Annotated in this window: 14 protein-coding genes; 10 read left to right on the plus strand and 4 right to left on the minus strand. The window is 60.9% G+C overall.

Annotation, left to right across the window (positions count from 1 at the left end):
* Positions 1–28: 28 nt before the first annotated feature.
* Positions 29–313, minus strand: a complete 285-nt coding sequence (locus tag Q9290_RS06660) for a YebG family protein (protein ID WP_306078854.1) — start codon at positions 311–313, stop codon at positions 29–31.
* 354 nt (positions 314–667) lie between these two features.
* On the opposite strand from Q9290_RS06660, the gene Q9290_RS06665 reads away from it, so the two are divergent.
* The 3 genes from Q9290_RS06665 to Q9290_RS06675 all read left to right on the plus strand — a co-directional run bounded on the left by Q9290_RS06665 (position 668) and on the right by Q9290_RS06675 (position 4,165).
* Entirely contained in the window at positions 668–1,567 is a 900-nt protein-coding gene (locus tag Q9290_RS06665) for a DNA replication terminus site-binding protein (RefSeq protein WP_306078855.1), read from the plus strand.
* A gap of 62 nt (positions 1,568–1,629) precedes the next feature.
* A complete protein-coding gene (locus Q9290_RS06670; RefSeq protein ID WP_306078856.1) occupies positions 1,630–2,817 on the plus strand; it encodes a Bcr/CflA family multidrug efflux MFS transporter in 1,188 nt (395 codons plus the stop codon).
* 157 nt (positions 2,818–2,974) lie between these two features.
* Positions 2,975–4,165 (plus strand): amino acid aminotransferase, encoded by a 1,191-nt coding sequence (locus Q9290_RS06675; protein ID WP_306078857.1) that lies wholly within the window; start codon positions 2,975–2,977, stop codon positions 4,163–4,165.
* Between the two features lie 110 nt (positions 4,166–4,275).
* Here Q9290_RS06675 and Q9290_RS06680 read toward each other — a convergent pair whose 3' ends face one another.
* From Q9290_RS06680 to Q9290_RS06690, 3 genes are all read right to left on the minus strand, one after another.
* On the minus strand, positions 4,276–4,980 hold the full coding sequence (locus Q9290_RS06680) for a methyl-accepting chemotaxis protein (protein WP_306078858.1): 705 nt from the start codon (positions 4,978–4,980) through the stop codon (positions 4,276–4,278).
* A 1-nt stretch (position 4,981) separates the two neighbouring features.
* Entirely contained in the window at positions 4,982–5,170 is a 189-nt protein-coding gene (locus tag Q9290_RS06685) for a hypothetical protein (protein ID WP_306078859.1), read from the minus strand.
* An 84-nt stretch (positions 5,171–5,254) separates the two neighbouring features.
* Positions 5,255–5,488 carry a hypothetical protein gene (locus Q9290_RS06690; RefSeq protein WP_306078860.1) on the minus strand — a complete coding sequence of 78 codons (234 nt, stop codon included), beginning with the start codon at positions 5,486–5,488 and terminating at the stop codon, positions 5,255–5,257.
* 191 nt (positions 5,489–5,679) lie between these two features.
* On the opposite strand from Q9290_RS06690, the gene Q9290_RS06695 reads away from it, so the two are divergent.
* The 7 genes from Q9290_RS06695 to Q9290_RS06725 all read left to right on the plus strand — a co-directional run bounded on the left by Q9290_RS06695 (position 5,680) and on the right by Q9290_RS06725 (position 16,892).
* The gene (locus Q9290_RS06695) at positions 5,680–7,014 is read left to right on the plus strand and encodes a paraquat-inducible protein A (protein ID WP_306078861.1); all 1,335 of its coding nucleotides are present in this window, start codon (positions 5,680–5,682) and stop codon (positions 7,012–7,014) included.
* Positions 7,007–8,644 (plus strand): intermembrane transport protein PqiB, encoded by a 1,638-nt coding sequence (gene pqiB / locus Q9290_RS06700; RefSeq protein ID WP_306078862.1) that lies wholly within the window; start codon positions 7,007–7,009, stop codon positions 8,642–8,644. Before Q9290_RS06695 ends, pqiB begins: the two co-directional genes overlap by 8 nt.
* Positions 8,641–9,237 (plus strand): PqiC family protein, encoded by a 597-nt coding sequence (locus Q9290_RS06705; protein WP_306078863.1) that lies wholly within the window; start codon positions 8,641–8,643, stop codon positions 9,235–9,237. Before pqiB ends, Q9290_RS06705 begins: the two co-directional genes overlap by 4 nt.
* Positions 9,238–9,456: 219 nt before the next feature.
* The gene (locus Q9290_RS06710) at positions 9,457–11,160 is read left to right on the plus strand and encodes a putative bifunctional diguanylate cyclase/phosphodiesterase (protein ID WP_306078864.1); all 1,704 of its coding nucleotides are present in this window, start codon (positions 9,457–9,459) and stop codon (positions 11,158–11,160) included.
* 58 nt (positions 11,161–11,218) lie between these two features.
* Positions 11,219–15,232: a CHASE domain-containing protein gene (locus tag Q9290_RS06715; RefSeq protein WP_306078865.1), complete on the plus strand. Its 4,014-nt coding sequence runs from the start codon at positions 11,219–11,221 to the stop codon at positions 15,230–15,232.
* Positions 15,225–16,190, plus strand: coding sequence for a diguanylate cyclase domain-containing protein (locus Q9290_RS06720; RefSeq protein ID WP_306078866.1), 966 nt, complete (start codon positions 15,225–15,227; stop codon positions 16,188–16,190). Before Q9290_RS06715 ends, Q9290_RS06720 begins: the two co-directional genes overlap by 8 nt.
* 147 nt (positions 16,191–16,337) lie before the next feature.
* Positions 16,338–16,892, plus strand: coding sequence for a histidine phosphatase family protein (locus Q9290_RS06725; protein ID WP_306078867.1), 555 nt, complete (start codon positions 16,338–16,340; stop codon positions 16,890–16,892).
* The last annotated feature ends 3 nt before the right edge of the window (positions 16,893–16,895 follow it).

The raw sequence follows: 16,895 nt of genomic DNA on the forward strand, positions 1-16,895 counted from the left end.
ACCGTACCACGCCGGTGAGACGGTCAACTCAGGCCACGGCCTTGACCGCGTCATCGCCCGCCTTGTCTGCCTTGTCGGCTTTTTTGGCGGGCTTCTTTTTCGGGCCCGACAGCTCGGCCTGATTCTGTGCCAGGAACAGGGCCAGGGCTTCCCGGTCGTTTTCATCCAGGGCAACCGGGGCGCTTTCCAGCACGGTTTCAATGTGCTCGGCCAGATCCAGCAGGCGGTCGTAGGCGTCCGCCTCTTTCTTGTTGGTAAAGGTCATCTTCTCAATTCCGTTGCGTACTACGCGATATTGAACTTCTACGGCCATGGTGGACTCCTTATCTGTATATGCATACAGTAATCAGCCGGTTACCGAATTGCAAGCCACTCATGACTCCCCTCTTTTGCTCATGGCTGGCGGACTCGGGATTAATGTCTAAAATTCAAACAGAGGGCGCCCGACCTCGGGTGTTCTCTTACTAGCGCACGGCTCAGCTAATGAGCCATTCCCCTGAGCCAGGTACACGGAATTTGTACCTGGCTTTTTTTGTCGATAATACGCCCCGCAATACCTTATGTTAAATAAAAGCATTATTTTTTTGTAAGCATAAATGATTAATGGTTGCACCTGGTTCAGGTCAGGTTAATATTAAGACACCATTTGTATGTTGGCATAATAGCAATGTTTACACTGGCCGCCGAACTTCGCCATACCATGTCCTTGCTTGAGGCCGCCCTCGCCAGCCTGAACCAGCTCGTCAGAGCCGAGGCCGGTAACTCTCCCCGGGCCTGCTGTTACCGGTTACCCGAGGTCGCTCAGGGCAAGGAGCACGATCCCGTTGAACAGATTCCGGTACAGGAGCAGCTCAGTGGTCAGCCTGCCCTCGACACCGCCCTTGCCGCCCTTGGCCGCTGGCATATTCAGCCCGACTGCTCCGCCAAGGCCAGTTTTCGTCTGCCCGGCTTTGTGCTGCTGCCGGCCGCCAGCCGTTCGCTGGTTGAGCCTCTGATAGACGAAGTCAACCGGCTCAAACTGGCCTTTCGTGCCCTGGTACAGCGGCTCGACGACAAGGACAAAAAATTCACCCTGGTGCACGACACCTTTCCCGGCCTGGTTACCCTGCAGGTATACCGCCAGCTTACCCTGCTGCCCCATGCGGCCATGCGCCTGGGGTTTACCTGGGCCAACAAGCAGATCATTCAGAAAGTCGACAAAACAAGGCTGGTGGAGCAACTGATGCAAAGCCGCAACCATCCCCCTCCCCTGGTGGATGCCCACACCTGGCTGCAGTGCGTGGATCGGGAAGTCTACGACGTCAAACGCCTGCCGGCTCATGTTGAGCTGCGCCTGCGCCGGCCGGTCAAAACCCACCCCATGGTCAATGTGCGCTGGCGCGAGCCGCTCAGCCCCCGCCAGCAGCAGTTCAAGGCCCATTTGCCCTTGTTACTGTGCCAGGACGAACTGCCCGCCATCACTCACCTGTGTGACTACCCGCCCACCAAAACCCGAAAGCGCCGGGCCGCACGCATTGGCGGCGAACCGCTGATCCCCCGGCTGCATATTTATCCCTTTGAACCCTGACACTGGCCTTGACGGCGGTGCTATCATGGCCGGATGTTTCTTTTGTAACCTTTGGTGACGTTATGGCACTGCCCTTTTCACTGCTGTTGTTGCTGGCAAGCCTGGCCGGGCTCACTCCCCTGGCTATCGACATGTACCTGCCCAGCCTGCCAACCATTGCCCGGGATCTGGGCGTGCCCGTGTCCCAGGCCCAGCTCACCATCAGCGTGTTTCTGGCAGGCTTTGCCCTGGGACAACTGTTGTACGGACCGCTGGCCGACTCGGTGGGACGCAAACCGGTGATGCTGGGCGGGCTGGCCCTGTTTACCCTGGCAAGCCTGGGCTGTGCCGTGGCCGACAGCATTGAAACCCTGATGGCCTTTCGTCTGTTACAGGCCATCGGCGGCGCCGCCGGCTCCGTGGTGCTCAACGCCCTGCTGCGCGACATGTTCGAGCGAGACATGTTTGCCCGGGTGATGTCGCTGGTGATTCTGGTGATGACCCTGGCGCCGCTGGTGGCGCCCATCGTCGGTGGTTACCTGCTGCTGATTGGCCACTGGCACAGCATCTTTGTGCTGCTGGCGATCATCGGCACCCTGGTAACGGTGGCGCTGGCCCTTCGGATTCCCGAGACCCTGAAGCCCGAACACCGCCAGCCCTTTCGCATGTGGCCGGTGCTGCAAAACTACGGCAAGGTGCTGCGCCACCGGGCGGCGGTGGGCTACATCGGCTGCGGCGGTCTGACCACGGCCGCCATGTTTGCGTTCATTTCCGGCTCGCCCCTGGTGTACATCGAGCTCTACGGCGTGCCGGCCCAGCATTACGGCCTGCTGTTTGCCATGAACATCGTGCTGATGATGATACTGACCTTTGGCAACAGCCGGCTGGTCAGGCATCTGGGCAGCGACCGGCTGCTGAAAACCGGCCTGACCCTGGCCGCTCTCGCCGGCGTGGCCCTGCTGTTCAATGGCATCACCGGGTTTGGCGGCCTGTGGGGGCTGGTGCCGGCAGTGATGGTACTGATTGCCCAGATAAGCCTGGTGGGTGCCAATGCCATGGCCGGGCTGCTCAGTCATTTCCCTGAATCGGCCGGTACCGCCTCGGCGCTGGCGGGCACGGTACGCTTTGGCCTGGGGGCCGTGGCCACCTTTGCGGTCAATGCCAGTCACGCGGTCTCGGCCCTGCCCATGGTGCTGGTCATGAGCCTGTGCGCCTGGCTGGCCCTGGCCAGTTACTGGGTGCTGGTGCGGCCGGCGCTGGCCGCGGCGTAACCGATAGCCGGCAACGGATACCCCGCATGCGATGCCTGGCGTAGCGACGCCCGCTAAATTCCGGCAAAGCCGTTTTTTAATACCGGCGCAAGTGTTATAACTAAAGACCGTCGCCTGGCGACCACACTCGTTTTTACAAGAAGGAATTGACAACACTATGTTCGAGAAGGTCACTGCTGCACCGGCCGACCCCATTCTGGGTCTGACCGATGCGTTCCGTAAAGATACCCGTGCCGACAAAATCAACCTGGGCGTTGGTATCTACAAAGACGAAGCCGGCCAGACCCCGGTATTGCGCTGTGTAAAAAAGGCCGAAGCGCGCCTGGTGCAGGAGCAAACCACCAAAAACTATCTCAGCATAGAAGGCATTGAAGCCTATGGTCAGGTAGTACAGAAACTGCTGTTTGGTGCCGACGCCAGCATTATTGCCGAGCAGCGTGCCCGCACCGCTCAGGCCCCGGGCGGTACCGGTGCCCTGCGCATCGCCGGCGAGTTCATCGCCCGCCAGCTCGACACCAACACCATCTGGATCTCCAACCCTACCTGGGCCAACCACCGTGCCGTGTTTACCGCCGCCGGTCTGGAAGTGAAGGAATACGGCTACTACAACGCCGACACCAAGGATCTGGACTTTGACGCCATGCTGGCCAGCCTGGAAGACGCCAAGGCCGGTGACGTGGTGCTGTTGCACGGTTGCTGCCACAACCCCACCGGCATTGACCCCACCGCCGAGCAGTGGCAACAGCTGGCCAAGCTGTCTGCCGACAAGGGCTGGCTGCCGATGTTCGACTTCGCCTATCAGGGCTTTGCCCAGGGCACCGAAGAAGACGCCTTTGGTCTGCGCGAGTTTGCCAAGCATAACCCCGAGCTGCTGATCGCCAGCTCCTTCTCCAAGAACTTCGGTCTCTACAACGAGCGCGTGGGTGCCTTTACCCTGGTCGCCAAGGATGCCGACACTGCCAACACCAGCTTCAGCCAGGTGAAGGGCATTATTCGCGCCAATTACTCCAACCCGCCTTCCCACGGCGCCAACGTGGTGGCCATTATTGCCAATGACCCCGAGCTCTATGCCGACTGGCAGGCGGAGCTGGCGGAAATGCGGGATCGCATTCAGGAAATGCGCACCCTGTTCGTGGAAAAGCTGGCCGCCCGTGGCGTCGCCAAGGACTTCAGCTTTATCGCCCGCCAGAACGGCATGTTCTCCTTCTCCGGCCTCACTCCGGAGCAGGTAGCGCGTCTGAAGGACGAATTCGGCATCTACATCGTCGGCTCCGGCCGCATCAGCGTGGCCGGCATCACCAAGGCGAACATCGACGCCCTGTGTGACGGCATCGCCGCCGTACTGTAAGCATTTTCTTGCCGGTAATAAAAAGCCCCGCTCTTGCGGGGCTTTTTTATGGGATCCAGCCTGTCATGACGCGAAGGAGCGACCCGAGCAGCAGGAGTTAGCTGGTCTGGTTAAATCGCAAAGCGGTTCACCAGGGTATTAAGCTCGCCGGCCAGGCGGGCCAGTTCCTGACTGGAGGCGCTGGTCTGGTTGGCTCCGGCGGCGCTCTGTACCGACAGGTCCCGAATGTTAACCAGATTGCCGTCCACTTCCCGGGCCACGTGAGCCTGCTCCTCGGCGGCGCTGGCTATGGCCACGTTGCGGTCATTGATGCCGGAGATGCTGGTGGCGATCTGCGCCAGGGTCTCGCCGGCTTCACGGGCAATGCTCAGGGTGTCGGTGGTGCGCTCATTGCTGCTCTTCATGGCGGTTACCGCATCCTGCGAGCCCCGCTGCACCGCCTGGATCATCTGCTCGATTTCCTTGGTGGACTCCTGGGTACGGTGCGCCAGGGCCCGTACTTCATCGGCCACCACCGCAAAGCCCCGGCCCGACTCGCCGGCGCGGGCGGCTTCAATGGCGGCATTCAAGGCCAACAGGTTGGTCTGATCGGCAATGGCGCGGATCACGTCGAGCACGCTGGTGATGTCGTTCACCCGCACCGCCAGGCTCTCAATGTTATTCATGGTGTCGCCAATTTCGCCGGCCAGGCCTTCCATGGAGGTAACGGTCTGGCCAACCCGGTCGCGGCCAAACTGGACCCGCTCATCGGCCAGCTCCGACTCCTGGGAGGTGCTGGAGGCATTGCGTGCCACCTCTTCCACCGCGGCGGTCATTTCATTCACCGCCGTAGCCGCTTGCTCCAGCTCCTCGCTCTTCCGCCAGGGGGGCCAGCTCCAGTCGCGAAGCAAGGTTGGCCCCGGCCACGTCGCCGGCTTCAGCCTGGTTCATGATGCGGCCATGGGCCTGCCAGTAGCGGGCCTCGACCGTATTAAAACGGTCAATCAGCGCCCGGGCTTCGGGCAAACGAGCGAGCTGATCGTACTCCTGCTTGAAGCCGTTGAGTTTTTCCCGGGCGGCTTCCAGGTTGGCCCGGGATTCGGCCCGCTTCTAGGCCTGTGCCGAGTTGGTCAACGCCAGGCTGTGCAGACGAATGCGCAAAAATTCCTTGTCGATGTTTTCCACCGCGGTCAGGCTGGGCACATCATGGTTCACCAACCAGCCTATCTGATGATTCAGGCTGGCCAGCTGCACCAGGCTGAGCACGCCCAGGAACAGCATCAAGACGCCAATGGCGCCAAAAGCCAGGGCCGATCTCAGGCCGATATTAATATTGCGGAACACCTTGTTCTCCTACCATAAACAACGGGATTATGTCTGATGCCTTATCGGCAGCCCGGGACAAACCTGAAACAAAAATGTCATGTTATGTATACAATCCTGTTTCCGGTCGCGGGGCACGGATTCATCTTTGTTCCCCGTGACCAGCTGTCGTAGTATCAAGCTACTGATTCTTCATTGTTTTGGGTGCTTACTTGTCAGACTCGCCACACACGCCGGCCATCACTGCACAGCCGCATCGTCGCCGGACCGTTTCCCGCCGGCGCCTGCGGGTGTGTCACGAATGCGATCTGCTGGTGGCACTGCCGCGCCTTGCCCCCGGGCAAAAGGCCGACTGTCCGCGCTGCGGCCACACCCTGGTGCGCCGCCATGCCAATCCGGCCGAGCGCTCCCTGGCGCTGGCCCTGGCCACCCTGACCGCCCTGGCGCTGTCGGTGGCCTTTCCCTTTATCGGCTTTGAGCTGAGCGGCATCGGCAACCGCATTGAGCTGACCGACAGTGCCTCCATTCTTATCGGCCTGCACCAGCCGCTGGTGGCCCTGTGCGTGTTGCTGACGGTGATTATTCTGCCGCTGGTGTACCTGCTCAGTGTGAGCTGGCTGTGCGCCGGCATGCTGCTGGGCCGCCCGCTGCCCCGCAGCCGGCAAATTGCCCGTACCCTGCGCCATGTAACACCCTGGATGATGGCGGACGTGTTTGTGATCGGCACTTTGGTGAGTCTTATCAAGGTGGTAGGCATGGCCGACATCGAGCTCGGCATGTCGTTCTGGACCTTTTGCGCCTTTGCCCTGTTATTGCTGATGACCACCCAGTCGGTAGACAAGGACTGGCTGTGGTTTTCCCTCGACCGGCGCGCCATGGCCCCCCCGGGCGCCGTGCCCGGCCGCACCGCCAGCGAACAAAACCTGTGTGGCTGTGCCACCTGTGGCCTGGTGAACGCCCTGCCCGCGCACGGCAAGGCCCGTTGCCGGCGCTGCGACGAGCCGCTGCATCCCTGGCATGGCATCAACAACCAGGCCACCCTGGCGCTGCTGGCGGCGTCGGTGATCATGTATTTGCCCGCCAACCTGTACCCCATTATGGTGACCACCTCCCTTGGCAGCAGCTCGCCGTCCACCATTATTGGTGGTGTGCTGTTGTTTATTCAGCACGGCGACTGGCCCATCGCCTTTATTATCTTTACCGCCAGCATTCTGGTGCCGGTCTGCAAGATCCTGGCCCTGCTGTGGCTGTGTTATATCGTCAGGCACGAACAGGCCGCCCTCAGTCCCATGAGCCGCATTCGTCTTTATCGCATTACCGAATTTGTGGGGCGCTGGTCCATGGTGGACGTGTTCGTGGTGGCCATACTGGTGGCCCTGATCCGCAACGGCAATCTGATGTCCATCGAGCCCGGCCCGGCGGCGCTGGCCTTTGCCGCCGTGGTGGTATTAACCATGCTGGCGGCCATGCTGTTTGATCAACGCGCCATCTGGGCAGGTGCCACGCACAATAACAACGAGAACCGCAAGGAACCGAACCATGTCTGATTCCCCCCGCGCCGAGCGCAAGACACAGCGCTCCCTGTCGCCCATCTGGATCGTGCCCCTGGTGGCGGTTCTGATCGGCGCCTGGATGATCTATGACAACCTGAGCAAGCTCGGGCCGTCCATCACCCTGGTGATGGACAATGCCGAAGGCATTGAAGCGGGCAAAACCCTGATCAAGACCCGTAACGTGGAAGTGGGCCGGGTGGAGCGGGTCAGGCTGTCGGACGATCTGCAGCACGCCCTGATCACCGCCCGCATGAGTCCTCAGGCAGAAGACATGCTCAACGACGACACCCGCTTCTGGGTGGTCAAGCCACGCATCGGCCGGGAAGGCATCAGCGGCCTTAATACCGTGCTGTCCGGCGCCTATATACAGCTGCTGCCCGGCAGCAGCGAACAGTCAAAACGCCGCTTTCAGGTGCTGGAGCAGCCGCCGGTGGCGCCGCCCGATGCGCCCGGACTGCGCATCAACCTGATCAGCCAGGTGGGCAATGCCATCTCTACCGGCGATCCGGTCAGCTATCAGGGCTATACCGTAGGACGGGTGGAGCACAGCGAATTTGACGCCGAAAAACGGGAAATGCGCCACCGGCTTTATATTCAGTCTCCCTACGATGTGTTGGTGACCAGCACCACCCGGTTCTGGACCAGCTCCGGTATCGACATGCGTCTGGACTCCCAGGGTTTTCGGGTTAACGTAGGCTCACTCGAATCTCTGGTCGGCGGTGGCATCACCTTTGGCGTGCCCGACAACACCGCCATGGGGCATCCTGCCAAAGCCAACGCCAACTATGTGCTGTTCGCCGACGAGGAAAGCGCCAACGAAGGCAGTTATGATCAATACCTGGAATACGTGCTGCTGGTGGACGACACGGTGCGTGGGCTGGAGCCGGGCGCGCCGGTGGAATACCGGGGTGTACGCATTGGATCTGTGGTCAGCGTGCCCTGGCACTTCACCGCGCCGCAACCCGACTCCCTGAGCCGCTTTGCCATTCCGGTGCTCATTCGCATCGAACCTCAGCGCTTTGACAACACCAGTGAGGTGATCGACACCCGGGCCTGGTATGCTCGTCTGGAACGCATGTTCGGTCACGGCCTGCGGGCATCGCTCAAGGCCGGCAACCTGCTCACCGGCGCCCTGTTTGTGGATCTCAACTTCCACCCCGACGCCGCCGACGTGCAGGCCATGACCTTTGTGGAACGGCGGGTGTTTCCCACCACTACCGGCGGCTTTGCCCAGATTGAACAAAAGGTGTCGAACCTGCTCGACAAGTTCAACAACCTCCAGATCGAGCCGGTGGTCGATAACCTCAACAACACCCTGGTGGCCACTCAACAGACCATGGACAAGGTCAACCGCATCGCCGCTTCGGTAGACGCCCTGCTGGCGGATCCGGCCACCGGTGAACTCCCCGCCAGCGTCAACCAGACCCTGCGCCAGCTGAACGACACCCTGGAAGGCTTTGCCCCCGACTCCCAGGGCTATAACGAGCTGACCCAGACCCTGTCGCGGCTGGAGCAGCTGATGGCAGACATGCAACCCGTGCTTCGCACCCTCAACGATCAGCCCAACGCGCTGATCTTCGACCGCACTCCCACTCAGGATCCACAACCGAGGGCCGCCAAATGATGCCATTCACCACCCCACGTCTTTGCACCCTGCCGCTGCTGCTCGGCCTGGCCCTCACCGGCTGTGCCGGCAGCAATGATACCGGCACAGCCGCCTACCTGCTGCCGGCGACCACCGCCAGCCAACAGCACCAGGCCCGGTTGGCGGTGATGGTGGCTCCCATCACCATGGCCGCGTTTCTGGAAGGCGACGGCATCGTGATGCAGCTCGACGACATTGAAGTGCACGAGGCCCGCAATCATCTCTGGGCCGAGGCCCTGCCCGGCCAGCTGCGCCAGCTGCTGATCGAGCGCCTCGGCGCCAGCCTGCCCCGGGCTCAGGTCATTTCCCGCGGAGAGCCCAGAGCCGGCAACACACCGGCCCGTGAAGTCCGCCTGCAGCTGAACCGTTTTCAGGGCCGCTACGACGGTGTGGCGCTGGTCCAGGGACACTGGCAGTTACTGAGTGAGCAGGGCGAGCTGCTTGACCAACAGGCTTTCCGCGTGGAAACGCCCCTCGATGAAGACGGCTACCCGGCGCTGGTACGGGCGCTGGCCGGCGGCTGGGAGCAGGTGGCCGACGATCTGGGCGCCCGACTGGTAGCGAGTCTTTAAATTCATTCGCGCCTTCCGTGCAATACCGAAGGCGCTACTGCCCCGGCACCGTTGCCGACTTTATCCCTGCTTCTTTTCTTAACGCAGTGGACTATCACCCTTTCAAAAAATAACCTTGACTAGGAGTCGTTTGGAGTCAATCATCGACTTGTACCCGCATATTTTTAATACCGTCTTTCTTTTATCCAAAAGGCGCTCTGCTTCACCGGGAGCAATGGAATGCATGATGATTTACTCTGTCACGAAGCAGTCATTCTGATTGTTGATGACCAGATCAGTGATATTCAGCTGCTTGGAGAAGCTGCCAGGGGCCTGGGGGTGGTTCATTTTGCCACCAGCGGCAACCAGGCCCTTGAACTGGCCAGCCGGGTAAAGCCCGATCTGGTATTACTGGATATTAAAATGCGCGGTATGAATGGATTTGAATTGTGTGAAGCGTTTAAATCCGATCCCGAGCTCAATGACGCCGCCATTATTTTTGTGACCGCCCACAATCAGGCCGAGCTTGAAATACAGGCGCTGGAAATGGGCGGTGTCGATTTTCTTTCCAAGCCGGTCAATATTCCCGTTGCCCGGGCCCGGATCCGCATTCATGTGCGGCTGAAACAAATGGCCATGGCGCTGGCCAATCAGGACCGGCTGACCCGCCTGCCCAACCGCATTCTGTTGCAGGACAGGATCACCCAGGCCATTCACCAGGCCCGCCGTGACGACGAGCGCGTGGCGCTGATCCTGCTCGATCTCGACAATTTCAAGGAAATCAACGATTCGGAAGGCCTGCCCCAGGGCGACCGGCTGCTTCAGCAGGTCGCCAACCGGCTGACCCAGCACTCCCGGGCGGGAGATACCGTCAGCCGGCCGGGAGGCGACGAGTTTATTATTTTGCTGCCGGATCTGCCCGCGGTCAGCGCCGTGGGCGACTACGCCGGACGATTACTGGCATTGCTGTCAAAGCCCTTTCACCTTGAGGAGCGCGATTACCACCTGACCGGCAGCATTGGCGTCAGTGTTTTTCCCGACGACAGCAATGATTGTGAGTCCATTCTGCGGCACGCCGAAACCGCCATGCATCAGGCCAAGGCCAATGGCAAAAATCGCTACAGCTTTTTTTCTTCTGAAATCGAATCCTGCATGCGTGCCCGTCTGTTGCTTGAGCGCCAGATACAGGCGGCGCTGGACGCCAACGCCTTTGAGGTGTTCTACCAGGCCAAGGTGGAAGCCAGGCAAAAACAGATTGCCGGCGTTGAGGCCCTGATACGCTGGCGGGGCGCCGACGGTCATCTGATCCCGCCGGGCGATTTTATTCCCCTGGCGGAAAAAACCGGCCAGATCATTCCCATGGGCAAGCAGGTACTGACGCAGGCCTGCCGGGATGCCCGCCACTGGCGGGAAGCAGGGTACACGATGCGTATCAGCGTGAATATCTCGGTGGTGCAACTCAGGGACGAGCACTTTATTGCCGATGTCAGCCGTATTCTGTCCGAGACCGGCGCCAGCCCGGAGCTGATTGAACTGGAAATTACCGAAGGGGTGCTCGCCACCGGCAAACATGGCTCTCAGGAAACCCTGATGCAATTAAAACAACTGGGCGTGCGCATTGCCATTGATGACTTTGGTACCGGCTATTCCAGCCTCACCTACCTCAAGTTGTTCCCGGTGGACGTACTGAAAATCGACCAGGGCTTTGTGCGCGGCATTCTCGATGATCACAGCGATGCGGTGATCATTGAAGCCATTATCAAAATGGCCCAGGCGCTGGACATGGAGCTGGTCGCCGAAGGCGTAGAAACCCAGGCTCAGGAGGCCGCGTTGCTGACCCTGGGGTGCACCGTAATGCAAGGGTTCCTCTATTGCCGGCCCATTCCCTTTGCCGACATGAGCCAGTTGCTTGAAACCGGTATTACCGTCAGTACCGGCTCCTGATAACCGAATAATAAACATGGCGCAGCACGCCAGTCACATAATAATACGGAGGCATGGGATGCCACTTCACCTCAACAGCGCACTGTGTGGACGCTGGGTTCAGCTTACCCTGGCCGGCGGTCTGCTGCTCAGCGCACTGGCAGCATGGAAATTGCATATCACCAACGAGGGCATAGTCGACCAGGCCGTCGGCAAGGCCGCCGAGCAGGCTCAGCAAGCGGTACGGGAGCGGCTCTCCCTCTATCATTACGGCCTGAGCGGTGCCCGTGGGGCAATACTGTCGGCCGGGGAGCACGGCATCAACCGGGAACTGTTTCAGCGCTACAGCCGCTCACGGGACATTGATGCGGAGTTTCCCGGCGCGCGGGGCTTTGGCTTTATTCGCCGGGTGCCCCGGACCGACGAGGCCGAGTTTACTCAACAGGCCAGGATTGATGGCTGGCCCGACTTTCGCATCAAGGAGCTCAGCCCCCATCAGCGCGAGCGCTATGTGATCCAGTATATCGAGCCGGTGGATCGCAACATTGAAGCGGTGGGGCTCGATATTGGCTCCGAGGCCCATCGCCGGGCCGCCGCCGACGCGGCCATACGCACCGGCGACGTGCGCATTACCGGCCCCATTACCCTGGTACAGGCCACCGGTAACCCACAGCAGTCCTTTTTGATCCTGATGCCCGTTTATGAGGGAGGCGAGACACCCGCCACCCAGGCCGAACGCCAGGCCAGAGCCTATGGCTGGAGCTATGCGCCACTGCTGATGAAGGATGTGCTGGCCGACCTGCCCTTTAACACCGAGGCCACGCACCTGGAGCTGTGGGATGTGACCCGTACCGGCCAGGAAGAAGCCTTTTATTACACCGATCCGGCAGACTCGTCATTACTGCACACGCAAACCGCGCAGTTTGACATGTATGGCCGCCAGTGGGAGTCACGTTTCAGCGTGCGCCCACTGTTTATTGACAACCTGCACCTGTTTTCTCCGCTGCAGCTGTTTTTGCTGGGCGCGCTGGTGGCCCTACTGGCCGCCGCCCTGACCGGCATGATCAGCCTCAGTCGCAGCAACCGCCGCCAGATCCACGCAGAGCAGGCCCAGCTGGCCGCCATCGTGGAAAGCTCCGAAGACGGCATCATCAGCCAGACGCTGGACGGCCGCATCACTTCCTGGAACCGCGGCGCAAAGCGCATCTTTGGTTTTGATGCCAGCGAGGCCATGGGCCAGCGTTTTGCCGAGCTGCTGGTGCCGGAGGAATTTCAGCAGGAAGAAGCCGATATCACCAATCGGGTACGCGCCGGTGAAGCCATTCCCCAGTTTGAAACCATACGCCGTTGCAGAAACGGCGACCCGTTTCATGCCTCCATCACCATGTCGCCCCTCAGGGACAGCACCGGCCGCGTGGTGGGCGCATCCAAAACCGTGCGCGACATTACTCCTCAGAAAGTGGCCGAAGCAAAAATTCTCGACCTCAACAGCAACCTGGAAGCCCAGGTGGCCCAGCGCACCGCCGAGCTGGTCATGGCCGCCGAGGTGGCGGAAATGGGGATCTGGAGCTGGAGCCTGGCAGACAATACCCTCACCTGGAATGACAGAATGTTTGAGCTTTACCAGCTGCCCCTGTCATTACGCCGGCAAGGGTTGAGTTATGAGCAGTGGCGTGCCCGTGTTCATCCCGACGATGTGGACATGGTCGTGGCCAGCCTGCAGGCGGCGGTAAACGGAACCGGGGTCTATGAGCCCACCTTTCGCATTGTTCAGCCCGGTGGGCAGATCCGCATCATGCAGGCCCGGGCTCAGGTGGTGCGTAATGCCCAGGGGGTTGCCGAGCAGGTCACCGGCATCAATATCGACATTACCAGCCAGCGCGAGCTGGAAACCAGCCTGCGCTGGTCCAAACAAAAGGCCGACGAGGCCAGTCAGGCCAAGTCCAACTTTCTAGCCAACATGAGCCACGAGATCCGCACTCCCATGAATGCCATTCTGGGCATGCTGCAGCTGGTACAAAAAACCGGCCTCAATGCGCGGCAACAGGATTATGTTTCCAAGGCCCAGTCGGCCGGCCGTTCCCTGCTGGCCCTGCTCAACGATATTCTGGACTACTCCAAGATAGAAGCGGGCAAGCTGCAACTGGAACCTCACCTGTTTGAGTCGGAGCAGTTGCTGCAGGATCTCGGCATCGTGCTGGCGGGCAACCTGGCCGACAAACCCGTAGAGCTGATGTTTGATCTTGATCCGGCCCTGCCGGAACAGCTGATCGGTGACAGGCTGCGCCTTCAACAGGTGCTGATCAATCTGGCCGGCAATGCCATCAAGTTTACCGACAGGGGCGAAGTGGTGGTGCAGGTGCGGGTCACCCACCGGGAAGATCAACGGGCCCGGCTGTGCTTTGCGGTGACCGACACCGGTATCGGCATTGCCGGCGACAAGCTGGAGCGTATTTTTGAAGGCTTTACCCAGGCCGAGGCGTCTACCACCCGGCGCTTTGGTGGTACGGGCCTGGGGCTGGTGATCAGCCGCCGTCTGGTCGGCCTGATGGGCGGCAAGCTCAAGGTCAGCAGTACCCAGGGGGCTGGCAGCCGCTTCTGGTTTGAGGTGGATTTTGGCCTGGCCGGAGCGGAGAGTGTTCAGCCAGCCCTTGCCCTGACCCAGGCCCACATTCTGGTGGTCGACGACAACCGGGTGTCTTCCGGCATTCTTGAGGCCACCCTGAGTGCCCAGGGCTATCGGGTCAGCTGCGTGGCCCGTGGCGAAGACGCGCTGACCACCATTGATCGGCAGACTATTGACCTGGTGTTGCTGGACTGCCTGCTGCCCGGCCCGAGCGGCCTGGACATTGCGGCGCAAATGCAGGCCCGAAGCAACCCTGCCCCCATTATCATGATCACCGCCCATGAACACGACACCCTGGCCGGGGTGCAGCGCCAGGCGAATCCCCCCTTCAGTGACTTTCTGACCAAGCCGGTGACCACCCGGCAACTGGTGGACGCCATTGAATACGCCCTGGGCCGGGACCGCGCCGAGGCAGTCGGCCCGGCACCGGACAGTGCCGGCACGCTTCGGCTCGACGGCCTGCGCCTGCTGCTGGTGGAAGACAATGCCTTCAACCGCCAGGTGGCCGCCGAGCTGCTGGCCAGTGAAGGCGCCACTGTGTCCGTTGCCGAAGACGGGCTCGAAGGGGTGCAAAAGGTGACGGACACGCCCGACGCCTTTGATGTGGTGCTGATGGACATGCAGATGCCCCATATCGACGGCCTTGAGGCGACCCGGCGTATTCGCCGTCATCGCGAGTGCGCCACATTGCCGATTCTGGCCATGACCGCCAACGTATCGGAAGAAGACCGCCAGGCCTGCATGCGGGCCGGCATGAATGGTCATCTGGGCAAACCCATCGACGCCGACGAGATGGTGAGCGGGATCCTCGGGGTGATGCGCCATGCGCCCGTCACCGGGCCCAGGCCCACCCGACAACCACCGGCCGGGATTGAAAGCCTGGACATCATTCTCAAACGTTTTGGTGGCGATGTCCGCCTCTACCGCACCATGCTCGACAATTTCGATGCCAGCACAATGGCCGAGCTGAAAACCCTGGAAGCCCGGCTGGCCGAGGGCGACGGTGAGGCGGTCAGCGCCAGCCTGCATACCCTCAAGGGCATGGCAGGCACCATGGGCCTGTGTGGCCTGGCGGCCCGGTTTGCCGCCCTTGAGCAGGAGGTTCGCGGCCATGACGCTCAGACCTTCACGGCGTTCGATGCCGGCACGGTGCACGAGCTGGCACAGCAGCTCGCCAGCGGCCAGGCGAGCTTGCAGGCCAGCCTCGCCCGGGTTGCTTCCCTGGATGACGCCGAGCAAGCCCCCAGCGGCACACTGGATATGGCCGAGCTGCATGAACAGTTTGAGTCACTGCTGGAATTGCTCAAGGCCGGTAACCTGCGGGCAGTGGAAGTGGTCGAAGAACTGGCTTTGCTTCCGCACTCCGGCAACGACTTGCTGACTCAGCTGGTGGCCGAGGTGCAAAAGCTGAACTTTACTGCCGCCCACCGTATTGTCCTTGATCTGCTGGAGAACGCCGATGCTTGATGAGCTGATGAATGCCCTGCCCCACCGGCGTGACCCGTTACGGGTGCTGGTTGTGGATGATCAACCCATGAATATTCGTGTGCTGCATGGTATTTTTCGTGGCCACCTTGAGGTGCTGATGAGCACAGAGCCCGAACAGGTGATGGCCATCTGCCGTGAACAGCGTCCCGACATCATTCTGCTGGACGTGGTGATGCCCGGCCTGGGAGGGCATGAGCTGTGCCGGCAACTCAAGGCCTGCCGCGAGACCAGAGAGATTCCGGTTATTTTCGTCACCGCCCGGAACGATGCGGAAGATGAGGCGCTTGGCTTTGAATGCGGCGCCGTGGACTTTATTACCAAGCCCATTCATCCGGTGACCGTCATGGCCCGGGTAAAAACGCACCTGGCGCTCAAGCTGCAAAGCGACATACTGAGATCCATTGCCTTGATCGATGGCCTGACCGGAGTGGCCAACCGCCGCCAGTTTGATGAGCAGTTTCAGATTGGCTGGCGTCGCTGCCTGCGCGATGAACATCCGTTTTCACTGATGCTGATCGATCTGGACCATTTCAAGCAATACAACGATCACTATGGCCATCCGGCCGGCGACCACTGTCTGGCCCGCATTGCCGAAGCCTTGAGTGCCTCGGTACGACGCCCTGACGATCTGGTGGCGCGCTATGGCGGCGAGGAATTTGCCTGTCTGCTGCCCAACACGCCCCACGCCGGCGCCATGGACCGGGCCCGGGTAATGCTGAACGCAGTCCGGGCCCTGGAGCTCGAACACCTTCAATCGCCGACCAGTGATCTGGTGTCGGTCAGCATTGGGGTGGCCACCGTGCAGCCAGACATGGGCGTGACTCAGGCGGTGCTGCTCAATGCCGCCGATAATCAGTTGTACAAGGCCAAACAAGGCGGCCGTAACCGGGTATGCAGCATCGAGCTGGCGCAGCCGGAACGGGGAAATGACGACTAGAGCCCGGTGTTTTGCCTGCCAGGTGAGACCGGTGATCGGCGGTGAATGATTGTAATCAGACTGACAATTGTATGTTGGCATAATCAGTGAAAGCACTGGCGGTTGTCACCGGTCTGCCTGTTGACGTAATAAAGGACACTCATGCCCATGCCAATCATGAAATGGATGTTGTTGTTGCTGCTATTGCCCGCGGGCGTGCACGCCTCCGATGCCGACGCCTGGCAGGCGCTGCGGGAAGGTCACGCCATGATGCTGATGCGTCATGCCAATGCCCCCGGCATTGGAGACCCGCCCGGCTTTATACTGGAGCGCTGCGATACCCAGCGTAACCTGGATGCCCGCGGCCGGGCCCAGGCCGAGGCCTGGGGCGACCGGCTCAGGGAGCATGGCATCTTGAAGGCCCGGGTTTACAGCAGCCAGTTCTGCCGTACTCTGGAAACCGCCCGTCTGCTGAACCTGGGTGAAGTGGTGCCCGCCCCCGAGCTCAATTCGTTTTTCTCCCGGCGAAGCCGACGTTCTGAGCAAACCCGCGAGCTGCGCCGGTTTGTAGCAGGGCTTGAGCCGGGCCTGCCGGTGGTGCTGATCAGTCATCAGGTGAACATCACCACCCTGACCAGCCGCTTTCCCGCCTCGGGCGAGGCGCTGATCCTGGCGTTGCCCCTGGAAGAAAGGGTCAGGGTACTGGCCAGCATTCGCCCGTGAGGT

It is taken from the genome of Oceanimonas aquatica, assembly GCF_030732065.1.
Classification (GTDB): domain Bacteria; phylum Pseudomonadota; class Gammaproteobacteria; order Enterobacterales; family Aeromonadaceae; genus Oceanimonas.